Origin of the sequence: Mariniflexile sp. HMF6888 (genome assembly GCF_044335535.1) — a bacterium.
Lineage (GTDB): Bacteria > Bacteroidota > Bacteroidia > Flavobacteriales > Flavobacteriaceae > Mariniflexile.
In genome coordinates this window covers 886,726-908,501 of the sequence record NZ_JBIQVZ010000001.1, presented here as the reverse complement: position 1 = coordinate 908,501, position 21,776 = coordinate 886,726, and the positions used below count along the sequence as shown (strand labels likewise).

Below are 21,776 nucleotides of genomic sequence, written 5' to 3'. Positions count from 1 at the left end.
AGCCACACACATTGCCAAGTCGCACAAGTCGACACGCAGACCAAAACTTGGCAAAGAGTGTGTCTGCCCAACCGCTGAAAAAGAAGAAAAAATAAAGAACGAAAACACAACAATCTGTATAGTACATAGCTACCCTGCGGGATAGCTACGACACCATACATGGAACGTTGAAAATATTAAATCAACCTATAGCAGCGATTTTAAACTAAAGGAAACCACCACTTTGAGTGCGTCTAGGCAATTATTTTCTTCTGGTATGGTATTATTTATTGAGTAGTTTCTCCAAATACTCGATTTTGTCTTTTTCGGCTTGAACTAGACGCTCATATAGTTCAACTACTTTGTCTAAAGGATTAAAAGTACAATTGTTATGATTTACTTGAGCTGTACTATTGTCATAAAAATTACTAAAGTAGTTAAATACCGCTTCCTCAGAAAAATTCTCAATAGCTTCCTTTGTTACTCCCAAAGCATTGGCAATCTGCACCAATTTATCATCCTCAATCTTTTCGGATTGTTCCAAATTAGAAACGGATTGTTGGCTAATTCCAAGTTTTTCCGCCAAGGTTTCCTGTTTCATGCCTCTTAGCTCCCTGATACGGCTAATCTTTCTGCCTATGTGGTTTGGTTTTGTTGCTGTTTCCATGAACCAAATATAAGGTTTTTTGTGAAATTTACCACACTTGTAAAAAACAAATTCGATTTGGTTTTATACAACCTCTAACCAATATTATTGTAATACAAAAGATAGGTTTATATACATATTCCTGCCTTGTCTTGGTATGTTATTCCAATCGGCATAGGTTGAATAGTTGGTGTCGAATATATTTTCAATGCCGTATTTTAGCACGGTTTTTTGGTTGTTTATATAAAATATATTTCCAAGATTTAAATTTAAAACGGCGTATGGTGGTGTTTCGTCTTCACCATAAAAACGACTGTACTTACTTTGGTTGCCATTTCCTTCAAGTTGGATGGCTGCATTAAAGCTGGATGTGTTATAATTTATTTCAGCTAAATAAGAAAACGGTTTTATAAGCGGTAAGGGTTCTTTGTTACTCCCTTTTCCGTAGTTATAACCAACCGTTGCATTAACCGAGAATGTTTTTGAAAGTTGGTATGATGAATTTAAATAGACATCAAAAATGGTTGCATCATTTAATTGGGTATATACTTGCACACCATTAGCGCCAATAGTCATGGGACTTAATGTCGCATCAATTTCACCAATGATATAATCCGTAATATGAAAATAGGAGGATTCAATACCTATATGGAATTTTTTATAATGATAATTAGCTTTCAAATTGGCTTCTATAGCTTTTTCATTTTTTAAAGTGGGGTTGCCTATATAATCGTAATTATCAAAACTGTTGAAAAGGAAAAAACCGTAACCTTCACTAACTGTTGGTGCTCTTTCACCATATCCCAGACCAAATGCAACATCGAACTTGTGTTTTTTTATCTCATAATTTGATGACATGCTGGTTAGAAACCGGCTTTTTGACGCATCAATTTCAGGATAGAATATTTGAAGACTTTCCAAACCTGTTTTTTTTGCAATCCTGTTTTTATGAAAACCAAAACGAAGTGATGTTGAAAGGGTTTCATTTTCATTAAAACGATAGCTGTCTTTTGCATAAACACCTGTATAAAGTGTTCTGATATCTGGCCACGTGTACATAAACATAGCGGGTTGATTGGTGTCGTTTGGGTACATGGTCATTTCTGCCAAAGACCGGTTGTAAAATCCGTTAAAATTGAAAATCACATTATGCTTATTTTCTTTAATACTTGCTTTACTGTAAAATCCATAGGTGTCGCTCCACCCAGGCATATCCATGCGAATAGGCACTACGGGACGTTTGGAGTCGTCCATAATATGGGTTATCGTATTAAAATATATTTTTGTTTCCAACGATTTTATAAATGTTGAATCGTTTGCGTAATGATGTGTTAACGAAGTGATGAATGCTTCAGCCAACGAAACATCCATGGGTAAAGCTGGGTAACCGATGTTGGTTGCTTTATCATAGATTATATGGGCATCTAAAGATTCATATCTGCTTAGTTTATAACCGCTTTGTAAAGAAATGTTATATTTTTCAAATTGGGAATAGAGTACTTCTTTGTTTCCTCCAGCTTTATAATTATCGGATTTTCTATAAATTCCGTCGGCGTTTAAATAGAATTTATGGTTGGAATATTCCATGTCTAATCCCGTAGTTTTATAGTTGCCATTGGTTTCATACCCCACATCCATACTTGTTTTTAACCCTGAAACTCCAAAGGTGGATTGTGGTAATTGCAAGTCGATACCACCACCAACACAATGACCATGTTCGGTACCTTCTTGTCCTGAGCCAACACTTACTTTTTCAAGATTTGAAACATCAACATACGATGTAATAGGATCCATTTTATCCGTACAGGCTCCAAAAATTTGCATGCCATCAATAGTTATGGATAGCCTGTTGCTATTCATATTATTTAAAGAAGCCTCCCAAGCATAATTTCCACGCTTAATCATGGTGATTTTGTTGGATTTTTCTAAAAAATCATCAATACTGGATAGTGTTTTTTCCTGACGGTAGTTGCTTAGCTTATGCCTTCCAACCACCATAATTTCATTTAAATTAATAGTGTCCTTTTTTTCAAGGTGGTTTTCTATGTCTTGAGCGCATGCTAGTGTAGCAAATAGCAAACTAACGCCCCATATAATATACTTTTTCATTGGCAAAACTTTGTGAGACTGTCTAAAAAGTCTATTTAGAAGCAAATTGTCACATTGAGCGCAGTCGAAATGCATTGGTAATCTGATTCATAAGGTTTTCGACTGCGCTCAAACTGACATGAAAGTTTACTTTTTAGACAATCTCATATTAAATGTTGTTTAAGCTTAAAACTCCAACTCTAAATAAAGCGAGCTTTGGGTGTTTTCGGTTGTAACATCTTCACCTTTTAATACGTCGTTTTCAGCATTTAGTAACTTTAAATTAAGTACCCAATATCCTGTCATGGTAAGCGATAAATTGCCATGATACATAGCGTCCTCTGTATTAAAGGTTAAATCTGTGTTGTTGGGTGAACTGTGATTTCCCATCCCTGGCATGCGTGGGTCTAGGGTGATTTTATAATTTTCAACAACAGGAAACGACATCATGGTTTCCATTTTAAACAAACCAATTTTTAAATTGTTAATAGCAATTTTTGGTGTTTTTGGCTCAATGATAGCCATGACATAACGATTGTTATCGCTCCCCATAAAACTAGTTACATGTTGTTTAGCATTCTGTATGACGGTTATAGTATCTGTTATGGAATATTCAACGCCATTTATAGAATAATTAACAGTCAATGACCAGCCAGAACCATCCATACCAGTCATTTGATAAATAATAAATCCTTCATAGACTGTTTCTTTTCCTAAAGCTTTTCCGATAGCTGATTTAGGACAAGAATGTTGCATGTCCGGCATGTGCATTATTGGATTCCAAGATACGGTGGCATTTTCTATATAGGTGTTGGACGTATTGTCTTTAATTCGAATACTTATTGCATTGTATCCTGTTTTAAATTGCCCTGTAGCATTATATAGTTCAATAGTATGGGTACTGTTTGAAAGGTCTTGGATTTTAACAAGTCCTTCAATCTCATTAATCGTTATTTCGTCATCATTGTCGGTTGAGCAAGATGTTGCTAGTATAGCAATGAACACTATCTGTAAAATATATTTTAATTTCATCTGTTATTATTTAGCCCCTAACCCTAAGCCTCCCCAACCCCTCCGAAGGAGGGACTTAACAAAGGTTACTCATACTGGTTTTAAGGGTTTTGTTTGTTATTTTAATTTTGGTTAATTGTTAATCCTTAACCCGTGGTTAGACTCTTTGCCCATAACTCATAACTCATAACTCATAACTCATAACTCCTTCAGTTATGGGCATTTCATCTATATTATTTTTTAAATTTCGCGTAGCATGACAAACCACACATTTTTTTGTAATGCATAATACCTCATGCTCGCTTAGGTTATAAGCCAGAAAAGGGTCATTAATAAGCTGTAAAAACTAGTGTCCTGTCAACCCTACTTTAGCCATTCCAAGTCTTGTTCTTTTTCACCTGACCTTCGTTAAAAAACAGTTCCGTAGCTACGGCTATGCAACATTTTTTTGCCTTGGCCAGATAAAAAATAACGGCGACTTAAACGACACAGTAGCATTGACACGACACTAGATGAATATGGGAGGTGGCGTATCGATATCGAAATACGTGTGAAGTAGATTTTGTGAATATGGGCTAAACCCAATTTGGTATGCTTTATTTACAAAATTTAGATGTTCTGAGGAATTAATTTTATAAAGACAAAATGCATCTAACGAGAAACGTTTTGTTTCTTGCACAGGTATCGTTGTATTTGATTCCGGGGCATTTTTCTTTAATTCCTTCATTAAATGACATTTACCGTTACACCCTTGTTGGTTGTCTTTTTGAATACACAGGGTTTTTGCAATGAAGTCCTGATTTATAACGAAATCGCCAATAATAGCCAGTGTGTTTACATTATGTGCAAATAATATAAACACTAAAACAAATGCTGTTATTTTATTAGCGATTGTTGAAATCATGGGTCAAATTTACTGAACTCTTTTAAACTTAATATGATATTTTGAAATAATTAAAAATCCTTCTTTTTTGCCTTAAAAGTGATGCTTAAAACGGGTAAAACCACCCAAAGGGATAGGGCTATAAATGACACAATTAACCCGAAACTAGTTCCGAAAAATTGTTTAAAAATAGCGCCTGTATATCCCAATAATGCCGAGATATCAAGTTTTAAAAGAATGAGTGTTCTCGATAAATCTATTGGATTTAGCATGGTTCCTATTAATGACATTTTATCTAATGGATACGCTTCAAATAATATTAATGACATTAAAAAGATGCCATCGTAAATAATGCCCAAAAACAACCATAGCAGAATGGCATATCCAAAGCCTTTAATTTTGTTTTCATTGGATAAGGCAATATTAAACGCCAATGCTGTAAATATTAAGGTTAAAAAAGTGCCGGTAATAAGCAATAATGAAAAATCCCAAATAGCATGGCTTTTAAATAATCCGTAAAAAATAAATGGCAATCCTAAGCCTAAAATCAAACTCATAGACAATGACAAGGCAACACCTAGATATTGACCTAAAAATATGGAAGAGCGTTTTATGGGTTGTGCTAAAAGAAGCTCGGTAAATTCTTTGGAATTGTAATAATACATAACACCAAAAATGGTTCCGATTAGTGGCACTAATATGATGATCACATTCATTAAAGTAATGACTGCTTTAGATAGATCATTGTTTAAAAAAAGGAGGACTATCCCAAGCATTAAATAAAAAGCGAAATACACATAACTCCAGCGGCTTCGCATTAAATCGTAAAAACTATATTTTAATATTTTAAGCATGGTTCTCGGTTAAAATGGATGCAATGGCGTGTTCGAAATCGGGTTGATTTGTTTTTATTTTTAATTCTGAAATGCAACCTTTAAAGTAAATTTTCCCTTCTAAAAGAAATACGACTTCATCGGAAACTTCTTCAACAAAACTCATGATGTGCGAGGTTATTAAAATGGTTTTTCCTTTAGCCTTTTCTACTTGAATTAAATCTTTAAGTCTAATAAGTGATATGGGATCGAGTCCGGATGTGGGTTCATCCAAAATAATAAGCGGACTATTAAACATAAAGGTTAAAACCAGATTTACTTTTTGCTTGGTTCCGCCAGAAAGTGTTCCTAATTTTTTGTCTAAAAACGGATTTAGTTTGAATAATTCAATAAGGTGTTCGTCGTCGCTGGTTTTACCACGCAAATCCTTAATCATTTTAATAAGCTCTTTTACTTTTAAATTGCTAGGGAAGTTGGCGATTTGTGGTAAATAATCAATGTTATAGCGGTAATCCGAATTGTTTTTTATGTTTTGACCATAAACAGATATGGTGCCTTTATTGGGAATTACCATGCCTAATATAGATTTTATTAAGGTGGTTTTTCCAGAGCCGTTAGGTCCAAGTACTGCAAAAATACCCCCTTCTTTAATAGATAAGTCGACACCACTTAGCACGGGGTTTTTTCCAAACTTTTTATGTAGATTTTGAATACTTACCATGAGATTTTTTTTGTTACAGGATTGTTGTCTAATAGATTATCGGGTGTAAATACGGGTGACACTTTTTCGGAAAAATCTATAATATCAATAAACAAACTTCGCAATAGAATGATGGTTTCCGGTGTGCGGTTTACAATGTATGAAAACAACTTGACCGGTCTGTAAGGTACATCGCCAATACCATCTTTATTCAAATCGTAACCCGTGTAGTTACTCCAATAATTTTTGTCAAAAACATTGTCGTTTATATTGCTATTATATGAGATATCGAAAGAGTTATATAAAAAATTGTTTTCAAGAAAACTGTTGGCATAACAGGCGCCACGAACCTTAATTGCCCATCCATTATTAATAAAATTGTTGTTTTTATAAATAATTCTGTTCGAGCCTTCTATGTTGATGCCTACGGTGTTTTCTTCAAATGTATTCCCAATAATTTCAGCGTCATTTATTTCTTTTAAAAGCATGCCGTATGATGCAGTTCCCCAATTTTCTTTAAACGTATTGTTGAACATTTTTATCTTTTTTGAAAACATCACCGCCACACCAGCACCATTGCTTTCGAACGTATTGTCTTGATATATATCGTTATTGCTGAACATGAAATGCAACCCATAGCGTAAGTTCTGTGCGCTTACATTATTTTTGATGAGGCAATCGTCTGAAAACTCTAAATAAATCCCATCGCGAACATGTTCGATATAATTATGTTCAATCTCTATATGATTACTATACCATAATTGGATGCCATTTCCGGAATTGTATTCCTGTACCGCATCGCCAATTATTTTGTTGTGGTAAATTTTTCCGTAGCTTGATTTTTCTATATAAATACCAAAAAACAACTTTTCCAAGACGAGGTTTTTGATAACAAAATGTTTGCTTTGTTTAATACGAATTGCAGCATAATCTTCGGTATAACTAGAGCCAACATTTATAATGAACAAGCCATCAATCGTTACATGGTCTGAAATAATGGTAAAAATTTCACCTTTTTTTTCACCATCTATAACGGGGTGGTTTTTTCCAATAATTGTGAGAGGTTTATTTACTAAAATTTTATGCGCTTTATAAGTCCCTTTTTTTACTATAATCGTGTCATAATCCTTGGCTTGAGCTATGGCTTCCTTTAATGAAGTGATGGCACAAGAATGGCATACTTCAATTTTTTGAGCATAATTGGGGAGAGCCATTAAAATGACCAGTAAAAAAATCACTGTTTTGTACATGATACTAGTTTTTTAGATGTTCTAGTAGTTGGTTCCAGGAATATAGCATCCCGCCTTTTTCCGATTGGAATTTTTGTGCTTCTCCTTCAGTTTTAAAGGCCGATAAAAACGCTCCCATTGGGCTCGGGATATTTTTACTTATTAAAAAAGTAGCTTTGGTTGCGTCTATAAGAGCTTCGGGTTCTGTGTAATTATTTGAAAGGTATAGTTCAATTTCGGCATTGTCGAATTCATCCATAAAATGAATCATGCATTCTGTTGAATCAAATTTATATAGTTTGCCTTTTTTAGTAACAATTTCGGCAGCGTGAACTTTGTCTACAATAGTCATTTTACAAAAATAACAACCATCGTTACCATAGTTTATGGCTTTTGGAGATACATTACAGCCATAAAATAACAGCAATAGTGAGCCTATTAATAATTGTTTTAGTGTTTTCATGTTATAGTGTTTTAGTGTTTTTTGAGATTTTTTTTTCTACATAGCCTTTGTTTTTTTAATGTTTTTTTTTCCAATCAGATAAGCAATAAATGAGGCTGCAATACCCAACCCTAAAAACAAAGCGCCTAATCTTGGGTACGAATGTGCCGTAAAATTTAAGATGTATTTAGTGCCAAATAAAGGTGGTTGAAAGCCCATTACCGAACCATCAGGGTTGGTGAATTTCATAATCGCTTTGGGATCTAAATTATGACCGTAATCATGCTCCCATAAATAAAAATCGTATAGCCCAGCTGTACTTAAAACGATCATCAATATGAACCAGTATAAGAACCATTTATAATTGCCTTTAAACGCAATGATGAGTCCCAATAAAGTCGTTATCAAAATACCCGTAGGGAAAATTTTGAATTCAGGAATGGCATCTGGAATATATTTCATTCCCACATAATGATTCATTAAATTGATGTTTTTAATATCAAAAGGGTTCACATCTGAAAAATCATTAATATGAATATACATTCCTAAAGGAGTTGGATATTGAGGTGCTTCTAAAGTAATTTTCCAAAGTGGGAAAAAAAACAATCCTAAAGGCAATAAAGCCGCAATAAGCATTATTATGTTTGACTTTTTCATCTGTTTGTATTTAATTGTTTTAACTCGTTGGGTATAATTGCTTTATCAATACTAATTTTATATAAATTGTCACATTGAGCTTGTCGAAATGTATCTTCTAATGTCTTCGACAGGCTCAGACTGACACTAGAGTGCTAAATTGACTTTAAATTATAATCAAAATTCGTTATAAATTAAATTTTCTTAATTTCAGCCAACGGATTTGTTTTAATGTTTTAAAAGAAAGGCGAGAGCGACAATTCAACTCTCGCCTTATATGGGAAATAAACACTAAATAAAATTCCCCAATACTATATTAGTCTCCTAAAGACCAAGATAATGGTATGCTAGATGATGCAGGAGATACGCGAACATAACCTTGCATTTCTTGATGTAAAGCAGAACAGAAATCTGTACAGTAAAATGGCCATACACCAACTTGTTTTGGTTCCCAAACAAACGTTTCGGTTTGCCCTGGCATTATTAGTAGTTCAGACGTATTGGCTCCTATCATAGCGATACCATGAGGGACATCATAATCTTGTTCTAAATTGGTGATATGAAAATATACTTTGTCGCCTACTTTGATACCTTCAATATTATCAGGTGAAAAGTGACTGCGTATCATGGTCATTTGTACATGAACCTCTTTGCCATTTCTAACCACTTTAGTATCGGCATCACTTTTAGCAGCATATGGATGTTTGTTTTCTGCCAGTTTATAGAGTTTTTTAGAATTGGCTTTAATTAATGATGCAGGGCAACCAGCAGCATAATGCGGTTCGCCAATAGTTGGGAAATCTAAAAGCAGTTCCATTTTATCACCAGAGATATCATACAGCTGTGCCGATTGTGTTACTTCAGGACCTGTTGGTAAGTAACGGTCTTTGGTAATTTTATTCATGGCAAGAACATATTTGCCAAAAGGTTTTGCTGAATTTCCTCCAGGTATCATTAAATGCCCCACGGAATAATATGTTGGTTTTCTATCAATAACTTCCCAAGTGCCTAATTTCCATTTTACAACTTCCGAAGAAATAAAGAAGGTGGTATAGGCATTGCCTTTGCCATCAAATTCTGTGTGTAATGGTCCTAATCCGGATTGTTTTACTGTACCTGCAAGCACATCTTCAAACTTTAAAATTGGAATGCCGTAAGCTTCGCCATCATGTTTTTTGTTGGCAATAGCATCCTGCATTTTGGTAAAGGAATGTACTGTGAGGTCAGCTGAAAGTTTTCCGTTGCCAACAATATATTCTCCACTTGGATCTACATCACAACCATGAGGTGATTTTGGTGTTGGTAAAAAGTATATGGCACCAGGAACATCTAATGGGTTAACTGTTAAGACTTCTTTGATCATAGTAGATGTTGCAGAATGTGTTTCTTCGCTATATAAATTATGCGCATAATTAGTAGGCATTTTGGTGCCACCTCCATTATTTACATATGCTTCAATTTTTTTCCAGTTAATGGCTGCAATAAAATCTTTATCATTTTGTGAGGCATTAACTTCTAAAAGTGAACTAGCTTCCTCGGTATTATAAGTAGTAAAGAAGAACCATCCATGAGACTTTCCACGTCCTGGGTGTGATAGGTCATAATTAAATCCAGGCATTAATATTTGAAATTTTATAGACATTTCACCATTGTCTGGATTTATTTTAAGGAATGATAAGGCCCCTTTAAAGTTTCCTTTATAGTCTTTTATAGACATATCTTTTTGAGGAATAGGTACAGAAAAACGAGTTCCTGCAACAACATACTCCGTATTTTCGGTTACAAACGAAGAACTGTGATTTCCTGCGCTGTTTGGAATTTCAATAATCTCTGTAGTTTCAAATGTTGTTAAATCTATTTTTGCGATTCTAGGTGTATTGTTCGCATTAATATATACATATCTTCCATCTAATTCCCCTTTAGTTTGGGAAATGTCTGGATGGTGTGAATCATCCCAAGGAATAAATCCATGAGATGTATTTAGCATAGGTTTGGTTTCTTCATTATATCCATAAGCTTTTTCTGCATCTTGGGAGAAAACGGGGATAACTTTAAAAAGGCGTCCCGATGGCAAACCATAAACAGATAACTGTCCGCTAAATCCACCAGAAATAAAAGCGTAAAATTCATCATGCTGCCCAGGGGCAACATATACTTTTTCGGCAGCATTCGAGCTTAGCGCACCGTTTGATTTTGAGGATTCTCCATTATTACAACTTGTAAAAGTGAAGGCAATAATTAGAAATCCAATGGAAATATTTAATATTGTTTTCATATGTAGATAATTATTTGTTTTTTAAAGGTCATACCTGCCTGCCGGCAGGCAGGTGGTATCGCATTAATCTTCATTGGTGGTTGTGTATCCAAATCATGGCGATTTCATTATGTTTTTTGTTTAAAATGTTTAGTTTTCTGGTAAAATAACTTTGTCAACTACATGTATAATACCATTGCCGGCAGATACACTAGCGATTATTTTGGCTCCTCCAACAAATACATCGTCACCAATAACCTCAACGGTTACATTTTGATTATTGGCCTGACCTAATTTTTTGAACTTTTTAAGAAAGTCTTTTGAGTAGTTGCCCGGCGTTACATGGTTTAATAGAATATGAGCCAAAGTCGCTTTATTCTCTGGCTTTAATAGGTTTTCAACTGTTCCTGCGGGTAACGCAGCAAAAGCTTCGTTTGTAGGCGCAAAAACCATTAATGGACCTGCATTGACCAAGGCATTTTCCAATTCGGCAGCTTGAACAGCAGCCACAAGTGTTGTGTGGTCTTTGGAACCAATGGCTATTTGCAATATATTAGGTGTTGAGCCGTCATCTGCTATAAAGGCTTGTCCTTGTTTTTCAACAGTTGATGTTGTTGTGGTGGTGGTGTTTGTGGATGTTTCTACAGAAGTTTCTTTATTATTTTTACAATTAAAAAAGAAGACAACAAGTAAAACAGTAAATAAAATGTTTAAGTTGGTTTTCATCTGACTTTATTTTAATGTTCTAAAGTATTCAAGTACAGCTCTGGCTTCGACTTCCGTAAGATTTTGATTAGCCATAGGAGCACCGTTAAATTCGGTTAGTAAATCTTTAGCTAAAGGATTGCTTTGAATCATTTCTTCCGGGTTTAAAATCATATTCATAACCCATTCAGGAGTTCTGCGTTCTAATATTCCGGTAGGCGCAGGTCCAATAAATTTTTTGTCTGCTCTGTGGCATGCTGTACACATTTTTGTGTATATATCTTCACCATGAGTAGCCATTGCTTGGTCTATTTCGGGTGTTAACTCCAGCGATTTTATAGGACCAATACCTTTGTCGCTTAAATTGACTCTTTTTGATGCAGGAACAGATTCAACCGCAGGTGCAGTTTGTTCTGTAGGCACTGTTTTTTCATAAGAAAAATTCTCTTTTTTCTTTTCTTTTCCACCACAACTTATAAAAATGGCTGTGGTGAGAAGTATTAATAATTGTGATGTTTGTTTCATATATAAATATTTATTGTTTTTTTAATGGTTATATAGTATCGCTTTATTTTCATTGGTGTTTATCTCACAAATTTTATTTTCATTGGTGTTCGATGATTATCAATTGCGTTTCCGAATCATGGCGATTTCATAATATGAATTATATTAAGTCAAGCAAATTTATGTACCTTATTAAGGAAAAAATATGACAAAAGTCATAAAAGGACTTTTTTGTCCTTTTTATTTTTGCATTATTAAAATGGTATAAATTAGGTGATTACAAGAATTAAGAAAAGCCAATAATAAGCTTAAACAAGTTTAGCCATTTTTGAAGTTAAGTTTTTTTGTTAGGTTAAAAATAAAACCTCACAAATGGTGCCCAAGGATCGGCATAAATACTTTTTTCATCATCATACAATACGTCGTATCTAACACCAAATGTTACGTTGCCGTTTCTATAGCCAACGCCTAAGAATAGGGCAGGAGACCAATAGGTGTCGTTTTCTAAATTTAAACGACTATCGTAGCGTCTATTAACGTGAAGTTCTTCAAATTCGGCAGATAGTTGAATCTCATTAATAGGGCTAAATAGGCCTATTAGGCTACCTCCCAAAATGGTGGATTTGTAAAAGTCTTTTTGTTTATTGTAAGTTCCGTTTAATCCAAACCCTAAAGCGACTTGGTTGTTAAACTCATAAATAGCACTTGGAGCCAGTGTACCGCTAAAAAAACCATCACCAAAACTCAATCCAATACCACCGCCAAAGCGCACGGAATCCCAGAAATTATCTTGGCTTTGTTGGGCGTTTAAAGTACTTACAGAACTAAGAATTATGAAGAAAAACAGTAACGTGATTTTAATGATTAAATAAAATCTATTCATATAATTAGAAATATTTAAAAAATTAACATAAAAAAATAATTTATCAATATTACGATTGTAATTGGCTTATAAATATAGCAAAAGAAACACCTGTTTTTGGTAAAAGTTGTACTTTTGCATGAAATTTGATTTAAATTAAGTGTATCAATATTATAATGGATAAATTTTCCTTTTTAAACGCAGCACATACATCGTATTTTGCCGATTTATATGACCAATATTTACGAAGTCCAGATTCAGTAGAGCCCAGTTGGAGAGCCTTCTTTCAAGGGTACGATTTTGGTAGTGAAAATTATGGATTACAAGGTGAAATTATTGAAGGTGTTTCAACTCAAATGCCAGAATCTCTCCAAAAGGAGTTTCAAGTAGTAAAACTTATTGATGGCTATAGAATGCGAGGGCATTTGTTTACCAAAACAAACCCTGTACGTGAACGGAGAACTTACGAGCCATCATTGGCAATCGAAAATTTCGGACTTAGTGCAAACGATTTAGATACCGTTTTTAGTGCTGGTGAGATTTTAGGTATTGGTACTCAAACTTTACGGGAAATTTTAATTCATTTAGATAAAATTTATTGCAGCTCTATCGGGGTTGAATACATGTATTTGCGTAATCCAGAAGTTATAGGATGGTGGCAAAGTCAATTAAATATTAATGATAACCAGCCTAATTTTAACGAGGATTCTAAAAAATACATTCTTTCTAAATTAAATCAAGCAGTTACTTTCGAGAATTTTTTACAGACCAAATATGTGGGTCAGAAACGATTTTCGTTAGAAGGTGGCGAGTCGCTTATCCCGGCATTAAGCAACACATTGTATATTTCAGTTGAAAAATATGGCGTAAAAGAATGCGTATTAGGAATGGCACACCGTGGTCGTTTAAGCACTTTAGTTAATATTTTTAGAAAACCAGCTCACGAACTTTTTAGCGAGTTTGATGGTAAAGATTTCGAAGATTTAGATATCGATGGTGACGTGAAATATCATTTAGGCTTAACCCTAGATAAAACCTATCAAAACGGGAAAACCATTAAGATGAATTTGGTGCCAAATCCATCACATTTAGAAACCGTTGCATCAGTAGCCGAAGGTATTACCCGTGCTAAAATAGATACCGATTATAATGGTGATGATTCTAAGATTTTACCAATTATAGTTCATGGAGATGCTGCGATAGCTGGTCAAGGTATTGTATATGAAGTGGCGCAAATGAGCCAACTTAATGGGTATAAAACTGGAGGAACGGTTCATATTGTTGTAAATAACCAAATTGGGTTTACTACCAACTATTTAGATGCACGTTCCAGTACCTATTGTACCGATGTTGCTAAAGTAACATTATCACCTGTTTTACACGTAAATGCAGATGATGCCGAGGCCGTTGTACATGCAGTGGAATTAGCATTGGCGTACAGAATGCGTTATAAAAAAGATGTTTACATCGATTTATTAGGCTATAGAAAATATGGGCATAATGAAGGTGATGAACCTCGTTTTACACAGCCAAAACTATATAAAGAAATAGCCAAGCATAACAATCCGTTTCAAATATATTCAGATAAATTAATTGCTGAAAAAACAATAGATCAAGCATATACCGATGGTATTGTAGACGAATTTAAAAATGTTTTAGAAGAAGCTTACGAAAAATCTAAAGACGAAAAATCGTCTAAAGTAAGAGAGTTTATGATAGAACGATGGAACGGTTTTAGTCGTAGAGGACTAAAAGAAATGCTTCAAACTGAAAATACATCATATCCTAAAAGTAATTTAGAAGGTATTGCCAAAGTAGTGTCAACTGTCCCAGATGGTGTGAAGTTTGTTCGTAAAGCAGAGCGAATTTTAGAAGGTAGAGCCTCTATGGTTTTTGAAACCGACACCTTAGATTGGGGAATGGCTGAGACACTAGCTTATGGAACTTTGCTGGAAGAAGGTTATAATATCCGTATTTCAGGACAAGACGTCGAACGTGGTACATTTAGTCACCGTCATGCTATTTTACGCGATGAAATCTCTGAAGAGCGTATTAATTTATTAAATACCAACCCTTTGAATAAAGGTAAAATGGATATTTTCAATTCCTTTTTATCAGAATATGGGGTACTTGGTTTCGATTATGGTTATGCCATGGCAAACCCAAATACATTAACCATTTGGGAAGCTCAATTTGGTGATTTTAGTAATGGAGCTCAAATTATTTTCGACCAGTATTTATCAGCTGCTGAAGATAAATGGAAATCCCAAAACGGTATTGTTGTATTGTTACCTCATGGTTACGAGGGACAAGGATCTGAACACTCATCTGCAAGAATAGAGCGTTATTTACAATTATGTGCAGATGATAATATGACGGTTGCAGACTGTACAACACCTGCAAACTTTTTCCACTTATTGCGTCGTCAAATGAAACGCGATTTTAGAAAACCTTTAATCGTATTTACGCCAAAAAGTTTATTGCGTCATCCAAAAGCGGTTTCAACATTAAATGAACTGGCAACTGGTGAATTTCAAGAAGTTATAGACGATACTTTAAATCCAGAACAAGTCACTAAACTTGTTTTCTGTACAGGTAAATTCTATTACGATTTATTGGCACAACGCGAAAAATTAAATAATAATAGTGTAGCTTTAGTTCGAATAGAACAATTGTTCCCACTTCATGAAGATAAGATAAAACAAGTGATAGCGAAGTATCCAAATGTAAAAAATTATGTTTGGGCACAGGAAGAACCAAAAAATATGGGCGCTTGGAGTCATGTAGTACAACGCTTGGATTTTATTAAGCTAGAAGTTATGTCAAGACCTTATAGTTCTGTACCTGCACCAGGTTCTAGCACAAGAGACAAGAAAAGACAACAAACAGTTATTGACAACGTATTTGATATAGTATAACATATAAGTTGAGTTGGAAAACTCGTAAAAATATTAAAATAAGAAGAATGATTTTAGAAATGAAAGTGCCTTCACCAGGCGAGTCTATAAAAGAAGTTGAAATAGCAACTTGGTTAGTTCAAGATGGCGATTATGTTGAAAAAGATCAAGCTATTGCAGAAGTAGACAGTGATAAAGCAACATTAGAACTTCCAGCTGAAGCAAGTGGTGTTATTACCCTTAAAGCAGAAGAAGGTGATGCCGTGGCTGTAGGTGCTGTAGTATGTTTAATTGATACTAGCGCAGCAAAACCAGAAGGTGGAGCAGAAGCACCAAAACAAGAAAAGAAAGAAGAAGCTCCAAAAGCTGAGGCTCCTAAACCAACCGCAGTAGAAACAAAAACATACGCAACGGGAACAGCAAGTCCTGCAGCTAAAAAGATTTTGGCCGAGAAAGGCATGGAAGCTTCATCAATTTCTGGAACAGGAAAAGACGGACGTGTAACTAAAGAAGATGCTATAAGTGCTGTTCCATCTATGGGAACACCAACAGGAGGTAGCCGTGGCGCTTCAAGAAGTAAAATGTCTATGCTGCGTCGTAAAGTTGCAGAGCGTTTAGTGGAAGCTAAAAATACGACGGCGATGCTTACGACTTTTAATGAAGTTGATATGTCGCCAATTTTCGCTTTGCGTGATGAATATAAAGAAGTATTCAAAACGAAACACGGCGTTGGTTTAGGGTTTATGAGTTTCTTTACACTTGCTGTTGTAAGAGCATTAAAAATGTATCCTGCTGTAAACTCTATGATTGATGGAAACGAAATGGTTTCTTATGACTTTTATGATATTAGTATTGCGGTTTCAGGACCAAAAGGATTAATGGTTCCTGTAATTCGTAATGCTGAAAATTTAAGTTTTAGAGGCGTTGAATCTGAAGTTAAACGATTAGCTCTTCGTGCAAGAGATGGTCAAATTACTATCGATGAAATGACCGGGGGAACATTCACAATTACTAATGGTGGTGTTTTTGGTAGTATGTTATCAACTCCAATTATTAACCCTCCCCAAAGTGGTATTTTAGGTATGCACAACATCGTAGAACGTCCAGTTGCCGTTAATGGTAAGGTTGAAATTCGCCCTATTATGTATGTCGCATTATCTTATGATCATAGAATCATTGATGGAAAAGAAAGTGTTGGCTTTTTAGTAGCTGTAAAAGAAGCTTTAGAAAACCCTACAGAGTTGTTAATGAATAATGATGTGAAAAAAGCTTTAGAACTTTAATAAAATACGCTTAATTAAATAAAAAAGTGCTAACAACGTTTTTAATGTGTTAGCACTTTTTGTTTTTTAAAAAGCGACCCCTATACAATAAACAATGTTTATGGTTATTACAATAACAACTAACATAGCTAATCCAATTATAAAGTATTTATCTAGATAACGGTTATCCTTTTCCATAGTTTTTAGTTTTCGGATATTTAAAATAGCATTGATAAATTCTTTACGCATTTTAGCGTAGAGAATTTATATAGGTTACTCTTTTAAATAAATGATTAATTAATAGCACTGTAAAAGTATGTTTTGATTAAGTGAAAAAAAATACGCACTTCTACGTATTTTTTGTTTAAATCAGTTCCCCTTAAGGTTTTAAAAGCCCTGTAGGTATGTTTTCTCTAAACCTAAACAGTACAATCCCATACTAAAACCATCCCGTTTCCGGTTTCTTTTGGCGAAACTGAATCCATTGCTTCTTTTAAAGGAGAAGAACTTTAATGGCAGTAAATACGATAATCATATCCGTCTTCAAATCGAAGCAACAAACAACTTCTTCCCTTTATTAATAAGGGAAAGTGGATTTAAATCTGATAAGATTTAAAGACGGAAGAGTGAAATGCTTTGGAGGTCAATATATTGGTCTCACAGGGCGTAATACATTTCAAAGATTAAACGTAAGATTGATAGAAAACAAAGAAGGCTCTAAACATTATGTCTAAAGCCTTCTATAATTCTCCCTAAGAACTAATTAATAGCACTGTAAAAGTATGTTTTGATTAGGTGAAAAAAAATAAGCACTTCTACGTATTTTTTATTTAACACCATTTCAAAGATTAAACGTAAGATTGATAAGAAAACAAAGAAGGCTCTAAACATAGCGTCTAAAGCCTCCAGTGATTCTCCCTAAGAACTAATTATTAGCACTGTAAAAGTATGTTTTGATTAGGTGAAAAAAAATAAGTACTTCTACGTATTTTTTGTTTAACACCATTTCAAAGATTAAACGTAAGATTGATAGAAAGCAAAGAAGGCTCTAAACATAACGTCTAAAGCCTCCAATGATTCTCCCTAAGAACTGATTAATAGCTCTGTAAAGGTAATATGTGTAATTGATAAAAAAAATAAGCACTTCTACTTATTTTTTATAGATGTTGCTTGTTAAGGTTAGCCCAAATTGAAAGAGATGTAGGCTTATTATCTAAACCTAATTTGCTAACAATATTGCTTCGGTGTTTGTCAACTGTGCGAACCGATATGGAAAGTGCTTCGGCTACATCAAGACTTGTTTTGTTTTCGGAAATAAGTTTTACAATTTTCAATTCAGCTTTGGTAAGTGAATCTAATTCCGCTGGTTTATTATTTAAATTACGGTTTAAGTACGAAGCTATTTCATTACTAAAATAAGCTTTGTTGTTTAGAACATGCCCTATACACGTTTCAATTTCTTCAACAGCAAATTCTTTTAAAATGTAGCCATACACATTAAATTCCTTTGCTTTATCGTATAGTTCTTCTTCTTTGTCAAAAGTTATAAGGATAATTTTTGTTGGAAGATTGTTTTTTTTACAAGCTTCGGCAATTTCTAAACCTGTTTTATGGGGCATTCTAATATCCAGAACGGCAATTTCAGGCTTAAGTTTTACAATAAGATTGTAAGCGGAATTGCCATCTTGCGCACTTCCAACAATGTTAAAACCTTTAGCGGTCAAAAAATCGGTAAGACCGCGAAGCATCAGCGGATGATCGTCTGCAATTACAATTGAAGTGTTCATTAAAGGGAGTTAAATGCTATTAATTTATGCTATAAATATAAGGATATTAAAGTTTTAAGTACAGGTATTTCTTCTCATAGTCTATAACAGCATTCGATTTCTTTAAAATATCGGCACCAATAATGCCATCAACAGGTTTTGATTTATGATTTATAAGTGCCGTATTTACATGGGTAAGATTAAATAAAACCAAAACAACTTTTTTTATTTCCCATTTGCCGATTCTAATCTTGTTCTTTTTAGACATTTTAGTTTCCATATTACTGGCACCAGCTCCAGCTGCCAAAATATTGGAATTTTTTACTTTTAAATTAAAATGGTCTACTGCTTCAAAACCAACACACGAATTTGAGGCACCAGTATCCAATATAAAACGCCCTTTAATACCATTTAAAGTTGCTTTTATTTCGAAGTGATTGGTTTTGGTAAGGCGTAACTTTACCCTGATATAGCCTTTGTTAAGAAGAAATTCCTCTAGTGTTTCTGTCATGTCTTTTAAATTTCAAAATTAAAAGTAACACAATGCTTGCTATAAATATGCTAAAAATTATATAAAATGTGGTGTTGTCCGATTTTGCTGGTTCAAGTGTTCCGTAATAAACAAAAGCACTCCAGTAATAAGGTGATTTTTTTACATTGTTAATGGCTTCATTTTCTATGTAGTCTATTTTTGATTGGTGATTAGCTAAATATGCCGATTCCGATGTATTGTAATTTTCATAAAAAGATTGCATGATTTGAGAGGTCGATAAATCATTAATTTGCCAAAGTGAAAACAGTAAGTTTTCTGCACCCGCATATTGAAATCCTCTAGCAATACTCATAGCGCCTTCACCTTTATAAAGTGTGCCAATACCCGTTTCGCAGGCACTTAAAACTACTAAATAGGGTTTTAAGTCTAAACTGTATAATTCATTTAAAAACATCGTATCGTTGTAAAACGATATACTGGCTGGGTTTGCAAAATCACCACTACTAGCATGACTGGATACGTGTAAAATATCATAATTACTAGCGTTTTCTATAAAATTTTGTTTAGATGCATTGGCATTCATAAACAGCTTAGAAGACATTTCTTTTTCAATGGCATGAGCTTCGTTAACCGAATAAGTGAGTTTTTGATTGGTGTTTTCAAAAACAGGAAAAAAACCAAGCAGGTCTTTGTTCTTATGTTCTTGATTTTCGGTTAAATATAGTGTTGCACTCGAATTATAAATAATATGTTGACTTTTAATTACAAAAGGCATTTTTGAGAATGATGTGGTGGTGGTTTTAGAAGTAAGGAGTGCTTCAAATGGTATAAAATTTAACAATCCGTCGGGAATTATCACCACATTTTTAAGGGTTGAAAGCTTATTAAAGTTTAGTAATTTAAAGATAGTAAAAGCCTGATCGGTGTAGTTGTTTATATCATTATTTATTATGGAAGCATTATTAAATAAATGAATAAAGCTTACGATGTCTTTTTTGATTTTTTCGGTTAGCTGAATGCCTTCAATGGCGATATCTTTTTCTGAAATCACGAATTGGTATAAGGTGTTTTTGCCAAAGAAATATGCAACCAAAACAGCTTTATCCTTTGCTAATTTGCTTTGAAGACTTTCTAAAGTATATGCTTTGTTGCTTTCTGGATACTTTTTTGAAATCGCTGTTTTTAGTGTTTTTAATTGAAGGCTAATAGTACTTAATTTTTTGCTTAAATGGTTTACTGTTGAAGCTTTATTGGTGCCAAGTTGTTCGTTTTTTAATAGGCCTGTGTAATATTCTTGGGTTTTTAGAAGATGAAGTTCCTTGGCTAGTAAACTGTCGTTAGGAAACTGTTGTAAGCGTATTTTTTTTAGGTTCATATCTTTTATAATCGAAGCTTTATTGTTTTCTGAATATTGAAAGGCTTCAAACAAAAGTGATTTTTTTTTGGTTTGTTTATAGATGTTAAAAAGGATATCGATGCAGTACTCACTCCTCATTCGGTTTGAGTTAGAGGCTTCATTAAAAATTTTGGTTTCTTGCGAGGTCCAATTTTCTTGTAATAAATCAGAAACATAAAAACTTAAATCGTAACTCTCTAATGCTTTTCTGTGATTGTTTTGAATAGCAGCATACAAATCGAAAATATCTATAAATGTATTTTCTGGGTACAAATCTTTTTTGTTGGGCAATCCTTTTTCATTAAAATTTGGCAACAATGTTTTGATGGCTTGTTGCAAATTCTTTAAAGCATCATTTGGCTGTTCAAGTAAATAGTATAATTGTGCTTCTTCAAAATAAAACTTCGCCAAATATCTTGCAGATAAATTTATTTCGGAAAGATATTCCTTTGCTTTGTTGAACGCATTTAGAGCTTCCGGATAATTGCCTTTTTGAAATTCTATTATATAATTGTTTTTATACTTTTCAAAGTTTAAGGAAGTTGAAGTGTTATTTAATAGTGAAGCGGCTTCGTAATTATTTAAAGCCGCTAAACTACTTGTTTTTATATTTTGAAGCCATGCTTTTTGATGACTGTCTATATTAGAAAATTTAAGAGCATCATTAACAATTTTCAATACCGTTTCGTGCTTATTAAGGGTTTGGTATAGTTTGGCTAAATTGATAGCACCGCTAATTTGATGCTTGGTATTTTTATTTTTTTCAGCTAAAAAAATGTATTGGTTTATGGTGCTTACGGCATTGGTGTAATCACCTGTTTTGGTGTATAAATTACCCAAAGGTTTTAGGCAACTTTCAATGATGTCAAAATCTGAAAATTTTGAAAGCTCATTATTGTTGAATCGTTTTAGGGCATCTTCATACGTGGCAAGGGCTTCTTTTAATTTGGAATGTTCATCTAAATAATAACCTTTGTGGCACTGTAAAAAAACGAGCGCTAATTGTTCATCTTTAGTTTTTACATGAGTTTTAAATGAAGATTCTTGCTGATTTAAAAGCTTTAAAGATGCTTCATTTTTATTGCTAATAAATGTTTCGGCAGCAGTATAAATGGCTTCTTCTAAATTTTGGGAAAAAGAGATTTCGAAGATTAAAAAGAAAATAAAACAAAGTTTTTTCATAAAAATGG

19 protein-coding genes are annotated in these 21,776 nt (G+C 33.9%); 2 read left to right on the top strand and 17 right to left on the bottom strand.

Annotated features, from left to right (window positions below):
- Positions 1-262 precede the first annotated feature (262 nt).
- From ACGLWY_RS04175 to ACGLWY_RS04115, 13 genes are all read right to left on the bottom strand, one after another.
- Complete coding sequence (locus ACGLWY_RS04175; RefSeq protein WP_396618399.1) at positions 263-646, bottom strand: helix-turn-helix domain-containing protein; 384 nt, start codon at positions 644-646, stop codon at positions 263-265.
- A gap of 84 nt (positions 647-730) precedes the next feature.
- On the bottom strand, positions 731-2,734 hold the full coding sequence (locus ACGLWY_RS04170; RefSeq protein ID WP_396618398.1) for a TonB-dependent receptor: 2,004 nt from the start codon (positions 2,732-2,734) through the stop codon (positions 731-733).
- A gap of 165 nt (positions 2,735-2,899) precedes the next feature.
- Positions 2,900-3,745, bottom strand: a complete 846-nt coding sequence (locus tag ACGLWY_RS04165; RefSeq protein WP_396618397.1) for a hypothetical protein — start codon at positions 3,743-3,745, stop codon at positions 2,900-2,902.
- A gap of 487 nt (positions 3,746-4,232) precedes the next feature.
- Positions 4,233-4,628: a hypothetical protein gene (locus ACGLWY_RS04160; protein ID WP_396618396.1), complete on the bottom strand. Its 396-nt coding sequence runs from the start codon at positions 4,626-4,628 to the stop codon at positions 4,233-4,235.
- Positions 4,629-4,678: 50 nt separating this feature from the next.
- The gene (locus ACGLWY_RS04155) at positions 4,679-5,461 is read right to left on the bottom strand and encodes an ABC transporter permease (protein WP_396618395.1); all 783 of its coding nucleotides are present in this window, start codon (positions 5,459-5,461) and stop codon (positions 4,679-4,681) included.
- Positions 5,454-6,161, bottom strand: coding sequence for an ABC transporter ATP-binding protein (locus ACGLWY_RS04150; protein WP_396618394.1), 708 nt, complete (start codon positions 6,159-6,161; stop codon positions 5,454-5,456). Before ACGLWY_RS04150 ends, ACGLWY_RS04155 begins: the two co-directional genes overlap by 8 nt.
- The gene (locus ACGLWY_RS04145; RefSeq protein WP_396618393.1) at positions 6,155-7,390 is read right to left on the bottom strand and encodes a nitrous oxide reductase family maturation protein NosD; all 1,236 of its coding nucleotides are present in this window, start codon (positions 7,388-7,390) and stop codon (positions 6,155-6,157) included. The genes ACGLWY_RS04150 and ACGLWY_RS04145 overlap by 7 nt, the downstream gene beginning before the upstream one ends.
- A gap of 4 nt (positions 7,391-7,394) precedes the next feature.
- Positions 7,395-7,832, bottom strand: a complete 438-nt coding sequence (locus ACGLWY_RS04140; protein WP_396618392.1) for a nitrous oxide reductase accessory protein NosL — start codon at positions 7,830-7,832, stop codon at positions 7,395-7,397.
- Positions 7,833-7,868: 36 nt separating this feature from the next.
- Positions 7,869-8,468: a hypothetical protein gene (locus tag ACGLWY_RS04135; RefSeq protein WP_396618391.1), complete on the bottom strand. Its 600-nt coding sequence runs from the start codon at positions 8,466-8,468 to the stop codon at positions 7,869-7,871.
- 295 nt (positions 8,469-8,763) lie between these two features.
- Positions 8,764-10,722: a Sec-dependent nitrous-oxide reductase gene (gene nosZ, locus ACGLWY_RS04130; protein ID WP_396618390.1), complete on the bottom strand. Its 1,959-nt coding sequence runs from the start codon at positions 10,720-10,722 to the stop codon at positions 8,764-8,766.
- Positions 10,723-10,851: 129 nt separating this feature from the next.
- Positions 10,852-11,427: a fasciclin domain-containing protein gene (locus tag ACGLWY_RS04125; protein ID WP_396618389.1), complete on the bottom strand. Its 576-nt coding sequence runs from the start codon at positions 11,425-11,427 to the stop codon at positions 10,852-10,854.
- A gap of 6 nt (positions 11,428-11,433) precedes the next feature.
- Positions 11,434-11,931 (bottom strand): c-type cytochrome, encoded by a 498-nt coding sequence (locus ACGLWY_RS04120; RefSeq protein ID WP_396618388.1) that lies wholly within the window; start codon positions 11,929-11,931, stop codon positions 11,434-11,436.
- Positions 11,932-12,262: 331 nt separating this feature from the next.
- Positions 12,263-12,793 (bottom strand): alpha-ketoglutarate decarboxylase, encoded by a 531-nt coding sequence (locus tag ACGLWY_RS04115; protein WP_396618387.1) that lies wholly within the window; start codon positions 12,791-12,793, stop codon positions 12,263-12,265.
- Between the two features lie 155 nt (positions 12,794-12,948).
- Between ACGLWY_RS04115 and ACGLWY_RS04110 the strand changes: the two genes are divergently transcribed.
- Both ACGLWY_RS04110 and odhB read left to right on the top strand, forming a co-directional pair.
- The gene (locus ACGLWY_RS04110; protein ID WP_396618386.1) at positions 12,949-15,690 is read left to right on the top strand and encodes a 2-oxoglutarate dehydrogenase E1 component; all 2,742 of its coding nucleotides are present in this window, start codon (positions 12,949-12,951) and stop codon (positions 15,688-15,690) included.
- 47 nt (positions 15,691-15,737) lie between these two features.
- Positions 15,738-16,952: a 2-oxoglutarate dehydrogenase complex dihydrolipoyllysine-residue succinyltransferase gene (gene odhB / locus ACGLWY_RS04105; protein WP_396618385.1), complete on the top strand. Its 1,215-nt coding sequence runs from the start codon at positions 15,738-15,740 to the stop codon at positions 16,950-16,952.
- Positions 16,953-17,018: 66 nt separating this feature from the next.
- Here odhB and ACGLWY_RS04100 read toward each other — a convergent pair whose 3' ends face one another.
- From ACGLWY_RS04100 to ACGLWY_RS04085, 4 genes are all read right to left on the bottom strand, one after another.
- The gene (locus tag ACGLWY_RS04100; RefSeq protein ID WP_396618384.1) at positions 17,019-17,180 is read right to left on the bottom strand and encodes a hypothetical protein; all 162 of its coding nucleotides are present in this window, start codon (positions 17,178-17,180) and stop codon (positions 17,019-17,021) included.
- Between the two features lie 908 nt (positions 17,181-18,088).
- The gene (locus ACGLWY_RS04095) at positions 18,089-18,718 is read right to left on the bottom strand and encodes a response regulator (RefSeq protein WP_396618383.1); all 630 of its coding nucleotides are present in this window, start codon (positions 18,716-18,718) and stop codon (positions 18,089-18,091) included.
- A gap of 46 nt (positions 18,719-18,764) precedes the next feature.
- Positions 18,765-19,208: a retropepsin-like aspartic protease gene (locus tag ACGLWY_RS04090; protein ID WP_396618382.1), complete on the bottom strand. Its 444-nt coding sequence runs from the start codon at positions 19,206-19,208 to the stop codon at positions 18,765-18,767.
- On the bottom strand, positions 19,177-21,768 hold the full coding sequence (locus ACGLWY_RS04085; protein WP_396618381.1) for a CHAT domain-containing protein: 2,592 nt from the start codon (positions 21,766-21,768) through the stop codon (positions 19,177-19,179). The genes ACGLWY_RS04090 and ACGLWY_RS04085 overlap by 32 nt, the downstream gene beginning before the upstream one ends.
- Positions 21,769-21,776: the final 8 nt, after the last annotated feature.

Coding starts and splice junctions, on each gene's coding strand:
- ACGLWY_RS04175 (WP_396618399.1), bottom strand. CDS start 646: ATGGAAACAGCAACAAAACCAAACCACATAGGCAGAAAGATTAGCCGT.
- ACGLWY_RS04170 (WP_396618398.1), bottom strand. CDS start 2,734: ATGAAAAAGTATATTATATGGGGCGTTAGTTTGCTATTTGCTACACTA.
- ACGLWY_RS04165 (WP_396618397.1), bottom strand. CDS start 3,745: ATGAAATTAAAATATATTTTACAGATAGTGTTCATTGCTATACTAGCA.
- ACGLWY_RS04160 (WP_396618396.1), bottom strand. CDS start 4,628: ATGATTTCAACAATCGCTAATAAAATAACAGCATTTGTTTTAGTGTTT.
- ACGLWY_RS04155 (WP_396618395.1), bottom strand. CDS start 5,461: ATGCTTAAAATATTAAAATATAGTTTTTACGATTTAATGCGAAGCCGC.
- ACGLWY_RS04150 (WP_396618394.1), bottom strand. CDS start 6,161: ATGGTAAGTATTCAAAATCTACATAAAAAGTTTGGAAAAAACCCCGTG.
- ACGLWY_RS04145 (WP_396618393.1), bottom strand. CDS start 7,390: ATGTACAAAACAGTGATTTTTTTACTGGTCATTTTAATGGCTCTCCCC.
- ACGLWY_RS04140 (WP_396618392.1), bottom strand. CDS start 7,832: ATGAAAACACTAAAACAATTATTAATAGGCTCACTATTGCTGTTATTT.
- ACGLWY_RS04135 (WP_396618391.1), bottom strand. CDS start 8,468: ATGAAAAAGTCAAACATAATAATGCTTATTGCGGCTTTATTGCCTTTA.
- nosZ (WP_396618390.1), bottom strand. CDS start 10,722: ATGAAAACAATATTAAATATTTCCATTGGATTTCTAATTATTGCCTTC.
- ACGLWY_RS04125 (WP_396618389.1), bottom strand. CDS start 11,427: ATGAAAACCAACTTAAACATTTTATTTACTGTTTTACTTGTTGTCTTC.
- ACGLWY_RS04120 (WP_396618388.1), bottom strand. CDS start 11,931: ATGAAACAAACATCACAATTATTAATACTTCTCACCACAGCCATTTTT.
- ACGLWY_RS04115 (WP_396618387.1), bottom strand. CDS start 12,793: ATGAATAGATTTTATTTAATCATTAAAATCACGTTACTGTTTTTCTTC.
- ACGLWY_RS04110 (WP_396618386.1), top strand. CDS start 12,949: ATGGATAAATTTTCCTTTTTAAACGCAGCACATACATCGTATTTTGCC.
- odhB (WP_396618385.1), top strand. CDS start 15,738: ATGATTTTAGAAATGAAAGTGCCTTCACCAGGCGAGTCTATAAAAGAA.
- ACGLWY_RS04100 (WP_396618384.1), bottom strand. CDS start 17,180: ATGCGTAAAGAATTTATCAATGCTATTTTAAATATCCGAAAACTAAAA.
- ACGLWY_RS04095 (WP_396618383.1), bottom strand. CDS start 18,718: ATGAACACTTCAATTGTAATTGCAGACGATCATCCGCTGATGCTTCGC.
- ACGLWY_RS04090 (WP_396618382.1), bottom strand. CDS start 19,208: ATGACAGAAACACTAGAGGAATTTCTTCTTAACAAAGGCTATATCAGG.
- ACGLWY_RS04085 (WP_396618381.1), bottom strand. CDS start 21,768: ATGAAAAAACTTTGTTTTATTTTCTTTTTAATCTTCGAAATCTCTTTT.